Genomic DNA, 10437 nt, shown 5'->3' with positions numbered 1-10437 from the left:
GTCGCTCCCCCTATGCCTTCATATAATAATCCATGTTGGTCACATTCATCCCGCTGTGCTCCACCGTTTTAGCCGGAAACATTGCTTCTGCGGCACGTATGGCTTTCAACAGAGCCATCGCTTTGTTTACCGTTTCGGTATACTCGCTTTCCGGAACGGAATCCCATACGATTCCCGCTCCCGCCTGCACATAAGCTCTGCCGTTTTTGAATATAATCGTCCGGATTGTAATACATGTGTTCAAGCTTCCGCCAAAACCCAAATATCCGATCGCGCCAGCGTAAGCGCCCCGCGCTTCATTCTCCAGCTCTGCAATGATTTCCATTGCTCTGAGCTTCGGAGCGCCCGACACCGTACCTGCAGGCAAACAAGAAACAAAGGCATCGAAGAAATCCTTGTCTTCCCGCAGACTGCCGGAAACATTCGACACGATGTGCATTACATGCGAGTAACGTTCGACTTCCATGTAGGAATCGCATGTTACGGTGCCAAATTCGGATACCCGGCCGATATCGTTCCGGCCCAGATCAACTAACATCAAGTGCTCTGCCCGTTCTTTCTCATCCGCAAGCAGTTCCTTCTCAAGCGCCAGATCCTCTTCCGGAGTCTTTCCTCTCGGGCGTGTTCCCGCGATCGGCCTTGTCTCAACACGGCCATTATCAACTTTGACAAGGGCCTCGGGTGATGTCCCGACAATAACCTCGTCATCCATTTTCAAATAATACATATAAGGGGACGGGTTCATCGTGCGCAATACGCGGTACACATGAAGCGGATCAACCTCTGTTTCAATATTGAAACGCTGGGACAGCACGACCTGAAAAATGTCGCCTGCACGGATATATTCCTTTGCTTGCTCTACGTTCGCTATAAAATCAGCCTTGGAAACGTTCGATTGCACATCTCCAAGATCAGGATCCATCGGCACGACGCCTCCGGCCATGACCGGAACGGAAATCGGCTGTTGCAGCTTCACGATGGTGTCTTCAATTTTCTGTGACGTATTCTCGTAAGCTTCTTTAATATCCTCATCCGATGCGTGTTCCGGAATATGAATATTGCCTATGACTTGAATCTGCTGTTTGAAGTGATCAAACACAATTACCTGATCACAGAACATAAACTGCAGATCATTCATTTCCAGATCGTCGATACGATGAGCCGGCAGCTTCTCATAATATTGCAGCAAATCATATCCGAAAAATCCGATTGCCCCGCCCGTGAATGGAGGCAGCTCCGCCAAAGAAGGACTGCGGTAAGAACGAAGATGCGCCTTCAACAGTTCAATCGGTTTCTCCTTGATCACACGTTTTACACCCTGTTGTTCAATAGTCATTTCACCGTTTTTCCCGGAAATCATCATAAACGGGTCCGTTCCAATAAAGGAATAACGAGCCCATTTCACGCCGCCCTCCACACTTTCCAGCAGAAATGCATGACGCTCGCGGTAAAAATGCTGAAACAACCGGATTGGTGTTTCTGTGTCGGCCATTACATGGCGAACAATGGGAATCAAGTTGTATTGACCGGCTAAACGGATGACTTGCTGCAGTTCATTAGACATCGCATATTCCCTTCCTTCTTTTTCATAATGGGCATTTGGACAAAATAAAAAGCTCCTGCCGCGGCAGGAGCGAACGATTAAGTAGACAAAACAGAAATGCAAAACAATGCTTATTCCCCGATAGCTATACAGCAATAGTTACATCAAATAACCGCCTGCTGCTAAAACCTATTAGGTTCATGCGCTGCTGCACTTCTCTATGCTCATCTCGTCTCGTCTCTTCCGTTGCAACCGCTTATTGCGATTTGAAGCAATTCAGTTGGCAACGATCCTGCTTGCTCTGCTCTACTCGGCTCTATACTCGCTACACTCAATCTGATACTCATATAAGAAAAAAATGTTAGTAAAATATAAGATCACTATACAACAGCTCACAGTCGTTCGTCAACCCACGAGCCTTTATGCGCAGTTTCGATTATACCTTAGATGCCAAATCCGGGCGAAGCGCTTGGGCTCCTCTTAAATAAACATGGCGGATTTCCGACTGCTTTTTGTCTGTATTGACCATGACCATCAGTCTGATACAACGCTCCAGGCTTCCCTTTACAGGTACCTCTAACGCACACATGAGAGGAACCAGCTCCCAGCCCGGCATCTGACGGATCGCAACGGCCGGGAACGTATCATCCAGATCGTTAGTCACTGTAACAAACACACAGCCAATATCGTCGGGAATAATCTGATTATCTTGAATAATTCCGTTAAGCAATTCAATAGTGGCTTGCAGAATCTCTTGCTCTTCATTCTTAGAAACGGTAATGGCTCCTCGAATTCCACGAACACTCATCGCTATTTAAGCCTCCTCTTTCAATTGCTCCACTATCGCTCTTACTTGTGCTGCAGATACGGACTTATTGATTTCTACTTCCCCTATCCCAGTCGGAACGATGTAGACCATTTTGCCTTCTTTGAACTTTTTATCATGCATCATGGCTTCCATGATCGCATCCACATCCAGATGCGCAGGAAGCCGGACCGGAAGCTCGCAGCGCTTCAGAACGCGTTTGGTGACGGTATATACTTCCTCTGACGCACCAAGCTGAACGCCCAGCTTGGCCGCACCTACCATGCCGATGGAGATCGCTTCGCCGTGCAGCAATTCATTATATTTAGCAACAGCTTCAAGCGCGTGCCCAATCGTATGGCCCAGATTCAAAATGGCCCTCAGATCGTTCTCCCGCTCGTCCTGCGACACGACCGATGCTTTCACGCTGCAGCCTTTATAAAGTGCATATCCTAATGCTTCAGGATCCAGTGCAAGCAGCTGATCGGCATGTTCATCAATCCAGTCTACAAACTCAGCATCCCAGATCAATCCATGCTTGACCACCTCGGACAATCCCGATCTTACATCGCGGGGCGGCAGCGTTTGAAGCGTGTTCAAATCATAAAGCACCATCTCCGGCTGGTGAAAAGCGCCGATAATATTTTTAGCCAGCGGATGGTTGACGGCAACCTTGCCGCCAACACTGCTGTCATGAGCCAGGATGGTGGTTGGAATCTGCACGAACCGGATTCCCCGCATATAAGCGGCTGCCACATAACCGGCCAGATCGCCGACAACGCCCCCTCCAAGCGCCACGATGGTTGAATGGCGGTCTAAACCCGCCTCCAACGCCACAGTAATGAGCTTTTCGAACTGCGCGATCGATTTCGAGCTTTCTCCAGCAGGTACGACCGCTGTGGCGACAGTGAATCCCGCTTGCTTCAGCTGTTCTTCCATCTGCGGCAAATAATGCGGCGCAACATGCTCATTTGAAATGATAAGCAGCGGTGATTTCGAACTGATCCCATGTTTTATAAAATATGAAGAAACGTCCTGCAGCAGACCTTCCCCAATATATATCGGATAAGAGCGCTCTCCTAGTTCGACCTTTAACTCCCGCATATTAATATTGCCCCACTTGTTCCAGATAAGCGTTCAGATTCGCACGGATCTCCTCGATCGAGTCCCCGCCGAATTTCTCCAAAAACGCTTTTGCTACTTCCCAAGCAACCACATGCTCCATAACAACGCTTGCTGCCGGCACTGCGCAGCTATCCGAACGCTCAACCTGAGCGGTAAAAGCTTCTTTTGTATCAATATCTACGCTGCGAAGCGGTTTGTACAAAGTCGGGATAGGCTTCATAACGCCGCGCACGACGATCTGCTCGCCTGTTGTCATCCCGCCTTCAAAACCGCCGGCGCGATTGGACGCGCGGTAGAAGCCTTTGTCCTCAGCATACATGATTTCATCATGCACCTTGGAGCCTCTCAGCTTGGATGCTTCGAATCCGATTCCGATCTCACAGCCTTTGAACGCATTAATCGACACAACCGCCTGTGCAATCCTTCCATCAAGCTTGCGGTCCCACTGTACATGGCTCCCCAATCCAACCGGCACACCTTCGATAATACATTCCACAATGCCGCCGATCGAATCGCCTTCCGCTTTCACTTGATCGATATGTGCGATCATTTTCTCCTCGGTCTCTTTATCAACGACACGAACCGGGGATTCCTCCGTCCGCTCGATCAATTCATCAACGGATAATTGGTTTGCAGGAGCTTGCACCTCACCAATGCGGATAACTTGTCCAGCCACTTTGATTCCGAATTCTGCGAGCAATTGTCTTGCCATCGCACCAACTGCTACTCTTGCGGCAGTTTCACGGGCACTGGAACGTTCCAGGACGTTGCGCAAATCTTTCAAATTATATTTTAATCCGCCGTTCAAATCCGCATGCCCAGGACGCGGACGGTGAACCCGGCGTTTTTCTTCATCTCCGCCTTCGATCGGCTCGATGTTCATTACCGATGTCCAATGCTTCCAATCGTTATTCTCTACCACAAGCGCTACCGGCGCACCGGTTGTTTTGCCATGGCGAACGCCGCCTACAATCTTTGCGGTGTCCTTCTCAATTTGCATCCTGCGGCCGCGTCCGTGTCCCTTCTGGCGGCGATGCAGTTGAAAATTCAATTCTTCAAAATCTAAAGTCAAATTACTAGGCAATCCTTCTATAATTGCGGTTAACTGGGGGCCGTGCGTTTCACCGGCAGTCAAATAACGTAAGCTCAACCTTGGTTCCTCCTTCATTTGGTTGCCAACTGAATTGCATAAACATGCAATTAACAGTTGCAACATTAACGCCCTAAATATCTTTGCTCATTATAGTACAGCCCTGCCTGTTTGACAAGGAACTGGGGCCAAACAAAAGGGCTGATTCATAAGCAGCATGACTACTTATCGAACAGCCCTGTTTGCAACCGTTAATTGCGGCTTGAAGCAATTCCGCCGGCAAAGGATCTGATTAAGGATAACCTGATCCTATTAACCCCCAACCGGATGCTGCTTGAATAGAACGGATGGCTCAATCCTAAATTGAGGATCATTGATCAGCCTGTATACTTGTACGCTGTCTAATCCTAATATTTGAGCACATTCATGAATCGTGATAAAACCGCGCCTATAGGCGGTTATCACTTTGCGTTTATCCATCCTTCACCCTCCATACTTCACGTTATGTTTAGTATTGGAGAGAATGGAAAACGATATACCTCATTAGAGCTTCCGACGGTAAAAGAAGGTCTCGACCGTTTCCAAATCATACTGCCCAGGGGAGAAAATTTGCTCCGTGCTGCCCACAAACAACATGCCTCCCGGACGTAGAGCTTTTGAAAAATTATGATAAAGCACCTGTTTTGCTTCCTCGGTAAAATAGATCATTACATTTCTGCAAACAATCAGGTCAAATGGTCCTTCAAACCGGTCAAACAGCAGATTATGCTGTTTAAAGCGGATCGCTTTCTTTAATTGCCCGGTTATGGCATATCCTTCTTTCGATCGTTCGAAGTAGGCTTTTAAATAATCCGGCGGCACATCCCTTAACGAACGTTCCGGGTATTCGCCGGTGAATGCTTTCTCTATCACCTTGGTATCCAGATCGGTAGCCAAAATAGAAGAACGCTCGAGAACGCCCAGGCGATCTAGAATCATAGCCAATGTGTAAGGCTCTTCACCTGTCGAGCACGCCGCGCTCCATATTTTCAACCGAGAATTTTCTTTCAGCAGGTCAGGGATGAATCGCTGCTCCAACGCCTTCCACCTGTTCGGATTGCGCCAAAACTCCGATACATTGATGGTCATCCGGTCCAGAAATTCATTCATAAGCTGCTGATCGGTTTGCAGGGCACTCATATACGCTTCAAACGTAGTAAATCCATGCTTGCTGCGAAGCGTTGTTAGACGCCTTTTCATCTGGGCTTCCTTATACTGGGATAAATCGATATCAGTTTTCTCTTTGATCCGTTTAATAAACAATGCGAAGTCCTGATCCTCCACATTTGCTCCCCCTTGAACGATTCGAATGGTTACAATACTCTAGATCCAGCGCTGCATCGTATGCTCGTATTCCACCAATTCTTCAGGACGGAAAAACAGCGAAATTTCACGTTGTGCGTTTTCCAACGAGTCCGATCCATGTATTAAATTGAAATTCGTATGTACGGCAAAATCTGAACGGATCGTACCCGGCGCAGCTGCCAATGCATCGGTCTTACCGATCAACGCCCGCGTTAATTCAATGACTTGGTCCCCCGACCAGACCATTGCAAATACCGGTCCGGAAGTGATGAAATCAATTAATGGCGGATAAAACGGTTTCCCTTCGTGTTCCGCATAATGCCGTTCTGCGAGCGCACGGTCAATTACCATAAATTTAGCAGCGCTCAGCTTCAGTCCCTTTTTCTCCAAACGGGATACAATCTCGCCAATTAATCCACGCTGTACGCCATCCGGCTTAATCATTAAGAAAGTCTGTTCCATTATCGATACCCTCCTTTGATTAATAATTGCGCTTCGCTACAAAATGTGCGATGTCCATCAAATTCTTTTTAGCCGGAAGTCCCGGTAATTCTTCCAATGCTTTGATCGCTTTATCGATATATCGGGCAGCCATCTGCTCTGCTTCGTCAATGCCATGACTTCCCCGAATAAGGTGCAGCGCCCGCGATGCATCCGCTTGGCCGTCCGACTCCCTGATTCGGTTGATCTCCTGCTTCAGCTCTTGATGAATGACCGGATCACGCAGCGCTAAAAGTACCGGCAGCGTAATATTCCCTTGACGGATATCCGAACCTGGAGGCTTGCCGATCTGTTTTTCAGTACCGCATATATCAAGAAGATCATCTCTGATTTGAAATGCCATTCCGACATTGTAGCCGAAGCGGTACAAACTAAGCGCATGCTTGCGGTCGCTGTCTGCCGCGATCGCTCCGAGCTGGCAGCTTATTGCGATCAAAAGCGCTGTTTTGCGGCGGATGCGCAGCAGGTAATTGCGAACCGTTTGCTCGGTATTGAAAAAATCGCGTATCTGCTCCATCTCACCGATGCACATCTCGACAATCGCTTTAGACAAAATTTGGTGAATGGAGGGGTTGTTCAATTCGGTAACAATAGTCAGCGCTTTGGCATAAATGTAGTCACCCGTGTACATGGCAATCCGGTTATCCCACTTCGACTTGACGGTTAACTGTCCCCGCCTTGTATCTGCGTCGTCAATCACATCGTCATGGACGAGTGATGCCATATGAATTAATTCCAATGTGACTGCGACCCGCTGCAAGACATCGAGACGGTAATCGCCAAATTTGCCTGCAAGCAGAACAAATACAGGCCGGATGCGCTTTCCGCCTGCTTTAAGCAAATGAAGAGAAGCTTCGCTGAGCAGCGCGTGATCCGACGTGATGCTTTGCTCAAGCTCACGTTCAATCACATTTAAATCACTTTTCATTTTTGAGTATAAGTCCAATAGTTTCATTCTTTCACCTGTGCAACAGATTGGTCTGACCAGTATTGAATGTCTACTTCATGATCCAACAGCCCAAGTTCCTTGGCATAACGAAAATATAAATCTAGTCCGGCTTGCTCCTGCGCGCCGAAATCATAATGCAGTTCAGAAAAGTATCGCTGCCAATAAGCGGGCTCTCCTCCAAGCTCTTGGCTCGCTTTATCAACAAGCGGCGCCAAATGCTGCAAGCTGCGTTGTTTGCTCGCTAAGAACTGGCCGTGTATTTCAGCTATTATATCCGGGAATTGCGCAGCCGCTTCCTTGCGTACAGCAATTACGGCAAACGTCATGCCATAGCCTGTCCAGCGGTGCCAGAGCTCACCCAAATCAATGACCTCGTAAGCAGTATTGCTCCACGATGCCCGAATGGCCGAATCACCGATCAACAGCGCCGCATCTGCGGCCTCCAGCATCTTGTCAAGCGACGGTTCCATCGTCTCATATTGTGGAGAGGCCTGGAAATACCGGTTCATAATGATCTTCAAAAGGTTAACCGATGTGGCTGAAGTGTCCGTTAATGCAATTTTTCCGTTTAAGACCTCATTTAACGGCTTTTTCAAAAACAGCAGGATTGAGTTTACTCTTCCTCGGGCGCTCACTGACAGATCGGGCATCAGCAAATAATCTTGTGCATTATGAGCGTAGGCGAACGAGGAAATTGCCGCAATATCAAGTTCACCTTCACGCAAAGCCCTGTTTAACAGGCTCGGCACCCGCGAGAGAACCTCTGCCCTGCCGGAGAGGCGTTTCTCATCAAAATAATGAAATATCGGCCATACATTCGTGTAATCAATACGTCCGATGGTGATCGGGCGATTGTTGCCCATCCTGCTCATCTCCCCATCTTCTATACAAATCATGATCCACAGGCATGTTATCGAGCACTTTTCCTACCATAAAATCAATCATCTCGTCCATGGACTGCGGTTGATAGTAAAACGCCGGCATCGCCGGTATGATGCGCACACCGAGTCTGGCCAGCTTCAACATATTTTCCAGATGAATGGCATGCAGCGGCGTTTCACGGGGCACAAGCAACAGCTTTCTGCCTTCTTTAAGCATAACATCGGCAGCGCGAGTCAACAAATTATTCGAGGTGCCGTGAGCAATCGACGACAGCGTTCCCATGGAACATGGAATAACGATCATCCCTTCCATACGGAAGGAACCGCTGGCAATCGCCGCACCGATATCCGCATTAGAATGAAAGGTTAACGCTCCCGACTCGAGATAAAAGCCGAATTTCCGCTCCAATGCTTGCTGCCTGCGCGTTGTCTCCCAGCCCAGTTCTTCTTTGAGCACCCGCCAGCCCGCCTCAGTGATAACCAAATGCAAATGGATACCGGCTTGAAGCAGCACTTCACAGAGCCGGATAGCATAGATAGAGCCGCTGGCACCGGTAATTCCGACAGCCCAGCGGCAAGTAGTCGAAGATTGGCCGGCTCTACCCTCTACCATTGACGAAGCACCACCAAGTCAAACAGCGTAAACACAAAAACAACCAGGCTCAGCACGCCGTTCATCGTAAAGAATGCCATGTTGAGCTTACTTAGATCATGCGGCTTAACCAATCGATGCTCGTAGAACAGAATGGCCACCGCGATGATGATACCAACTAAATACCCCCAATCTAGATCTGTCAACCAGAATAAAGCAAGGAAGCCGATTGAGGTTAACACATGAGCGATCCTGGCAATCCATAATGCGCCCCTGATTCCAAAACGGGCTGGAATCGAATGCAGGGCCTCTTTTCGGTCGAACTCAACATCTTGGCAAGCATAGATGATATCAAACCCAGCAGTCCAAAGTGCAACCGTGATATACAGCAGCAGGGCAGTACCGTCAACCGTACCTGTAACAGCCACCCAGCCTCCAAGCGGAGCCAAGCCTATAGTGAGTCCAAGAACGAGATGGCACAGCCAGGTAAAACGCTTCGTATAGGAATAGATCACCGTCATAAACACGGCAATCGGCAGCAGTTTAACGGCTAGCGGATTTAATTGAAATGCGGCTGCAAATAAGATCACAAATGAAATGATGATGAAGACCATGACTTCTATCGATTTCAGTAAACCCGCAGGCAGAGCACGAGTCGCAGTCCTTGGATTGCGCAGGTCAATAGCTTTATCAATGAGACGGTTTAGACCCATTGCGGCGCTTCTTGCACCGACCATCGCCATAATAATCCAACCGATTTCCGCCCACTCCGGCAGCCTCTGCTCTACGACGACGCTTCCCAGTATCGCGCCTACAAATGCAAAGGGCAAAGCGAACAGCGTATGCTCAAATTTAATCATTTCCAGGAAAACCGCTATTTTGCGTATCATGCGCCATCCGTCCCTTTCGTACCGATATGAAGGGCGGCGATTCCGCCTGTAAGCGGATATGCCTTAACATGGCGCAAGCCGATTTCCCGATAGATCTCCGCAAGGCGGTTGATGTCCGGAAAGGCAACCAATGAATCCGGCAGCCATTTGTACTGCTCGTAACGCTTGACAACTAATTTCCCCAGCATCGGCAGCACCTTCTGGAAGTAAAAATAATAAATTGATTTAAATGGCTCCCAGGTTGGCTTCGAAAGCTCTAGACAAACGACTTTGCCGCCTGGCTTTACAACTCGCTGCATCTCTTTCAGCACCTGAACCAAATCCGGAACATTACGGAGGCCGAAACCGATCGTTGCGTAGTCAAAGCGGTTATCCTCGAACGGCAGCTGCATCGCATTGCCGCGAAGCAGCGAGACCTGGCCATCGAGCTCAAGCTTATTGATCTTGCTCTGCCCGATATCGAGCATCCCTTGGCTGAAATCAAGGCCGATGACTTCACCATTTTGGCTGGCCTTGGCAATGGAGATCGTCCAATCGCAAGTGCCGCAGCACAGGTCGATTGCTGTTGCGCCTTTGGGGACAGCCATTTTGCGCATTGTGAATTTGCGCCACGCCTTATGCCTGCGAAAGCTTAACAAATCATTCATCAAATCATATTTAGGGGCAATGCTTTCAAATACGGAATGCACAAACTGCTCCTTGGACTTTGAGTCCATT

Annotated in this window: 12 protein-coding genes; all 12 read right to left on the bottom strand. The window is 48.6% G+C overall.

Going from position 1 to position 10437, the window contains the following annotated elements:
* Positions 1–10: 10 nt before the first annotated feature.
* Positions 11–1564 carry an anthranilate synthase component I gene (gene trpE, locus IEW11_RS01325; protein ID WP_188528260.1) on the bottom strand — a complete coding sequence of 518 codons (1554 nt, stop codon included), beginning with the start codon at positions 1562–1564 and terminating at the stop codon, positions 11–13.
* Between the two features lie 415 nt (positions 1565–1979).
* Positions 1980–2351 (bottom strand): chorismate mutase, encoded by a 372-nt coding sequence (aroH, locus tag IEW11_RS01320; RefSeq protein WP_188528258.1) that lies wholly within the window; start codon positions 2349–2351, stop codon positions 1980–1982.
* Positions 2352–2357: 6 nt separating this feature from the next.
* Complete coding sequence (gene aroB, locus IEW11_RS01315) at positions 2358–3452, bottom strand: 3-dehydroquinate synthase (protein ID WP_188528256.1); 1095 nt, start codon at positions 3450–3452, stop codon at positions 2358–2360.
* Between the two features lies 1 nt (position 3453).
* Positions 3454–4623 (bottom strand): chorismate synthase, encoded by a 1170-nt coding sequence (gene aroC, locus IEW11_RS01310; protein ID WP_308422681.1) that lies wholly within the window; start codon positions 4621–4623, stop codon positions 3454–3456.
* Between the two features lie 252 nt (positions 4624–4875).
* The gene (locus IEW11_RS01305; RefSeq protein WP_188528252.1) at positions 4876–5043 is read right to left on the bottom strand and encodes a hypothetical protein; all 168 of its coding nucleotides are present in this window, start codon (positions 5041–5043) and stop codon (positions 4876–4878) included.
* Positions 5044–5106: 63 nt separating this feature from the next.
* A complete protein-coding gene (locus IEW11_RS01300) occupies positions 5107–5886 on the bottom strand; it encodes a CheR family methyltransferase (protein ID WP_188528250.1) in 780 nt (259 codons plus the stop codon).
* A gap of 39 nt (positions 5887–5925) precedes the next feature.
* A complete protein-coding gene (gene ndk / locus IEW11_RS01295; protein ID WP_188528249.1) occupies positions 5926–6369 on the bottom strand; it encodes a nucleoside-diphosphate kinase in 444 nt (147 codons plus the stop codon).
* A 19-nt stretch (positions 6370–6388) separates the two neighbouring features.
* Positions 6389–7363, bottom strand: coding sequence for a heptaprenyl diphosphate synthase component II (hepT, locus tag IEW11_RS01290; protein ID WP_188528247.1), 975 nt, complete (start codon positions 7361–7363; stop codon positions 6389–6391).
* On the bottom strand, positions 7360–8220 hold the full coding sequence (locus tag IEW11_RS01285) for a menaquinone biosynthesis protein (RefSeq protein ID WP_188528245.1): 861 nt from the start codon (positions 8218–8220) through the stop codon (positions 7360–7362). The genes hepT and IEW11_RS01285 overlap by 4 nt, the downstream gene beginning before the upstream one ends.
* The gene (locus IEW11_RS01280; protein ID WP_188528244.1) at positions 8183–8851 is read right to left on the bottom strand and encodes a UbiX family flavin prenyltransferase; all 669 of its coding nucleotides are present in this window, start codon (positions 8849–8851) and stop codon (positions 8183–8185) included. The genes IEW11_RS01285 and IEW11_RS01280 overlap by 38 nt, the downstream gene beginning before the upstream one ends.
* Entirely contained in the window at positions 8845–9720 is an 876-nt protein-coding gene (locus IEW11_RS01275; protein ID WP_188528242.1) for a UbiA-like polyprenyltransferase, read from the bottom strand. The genes IEW11_RS01280 and IEW11_RS01275 overlap by 7 nt, the downstream gene beginning before the upstream one ends.
* Complete coding sequence (locus IEW11_RS01270; protein WP_188528241.1) at positions 9717–10436, bottom strand: demethylmenaquinone methyltransferase; 720 nt, start codon at positions 10434–10436, stop codon at positions 9717–9719. The genes IEW11_RS01275 and IEW11_RS01270 overlap by 4 nt, the downstream gene beginning before the upstream one ends.
* Position 10437: the final 1 nt, after the last annotated feature.

This window comes from Paenibacillus abyssi, from assembly GCF_014640295.1.
In the GTDB taxonomy this organism is placed as follows: Bacteria; Bacillota; Bacilli; order Paenibacillales; family Paenibacillaceae; genus Paenibacillus_D; species Paenibacillus_D abyssi.
The sequence above is the reverse complement of the archived record's forward strand: the minus strand, read 5'-3'. Positions and strand labels throughout refer to the sequence as shown.

Coding starts and splice junctions, on each gene's coding strand:
- IEW11_RS01275 (WP_188528242.1), bottom strand. CDS start 9,720: ATGATACGCAAAATAGCGGTTTTCCTGGAAATGATTAAATTTGAGCAT.
- IEW11_RS01305 (WP_188528252.1), bottom strand. CDS start 5,043: ATGGATAAACGCAAAGTGATAACCGCCTATAGGCGCGGTTTTATCACG.
- IEW11_RS01280 (WP_188528244.1), bottom strand. CDS start 8,851: ATGGTAGAGGGTAGAGCCGGCCAATCTTCGACTACTTGCCGCTGGGCT.
- aroB (WP_188528256.1), bottom strand. CDS start 3,452: ATGCGGGAGTTAAAGGTCGAACTAGGAGAGCGCTCTTATCCGATATAT.
- aroH (WP_188528258.1), bottom strand. CDS start 2,351: ATGAGTGTTCGTGGAATTCGAGGAGCCATTACCGTTTCTAAGAATGAA.
- IEW11_RS01285 (WP_188528245.1), bottom strand. CDS start 8,220: ATGGGCAACAATCGCCCGATCACCATCGGACGTATTGATTACACGAAT.
- trpE (WP_188528260.1), bottom strand. CDS start 1,564: ATGTCTAATGAACTGCAGCAAGTCATCCGTTTAGCCGGTCAATACAAC.
- IEW11_RS01270 (WP_188528241.1), bottom strand. CDS start 10,436: ATGGACTCAAAGTCCAAGGAGCAGTTTGTGCATTCCGTATTTGAAAGC.
- ndk (WP_188528249.1), bottom strand. CDS start 6,369: ATGGAACAGACTTTCTTAATGATTAAGCCGGATGGCGTACAGCGTGGA.
- hepT (WP_188528247.1), bottom strand. CDS start 7,363: ATGAAACTATTGGACTTATACTCAAAAATGAAAAGTGATTTAAATGTG.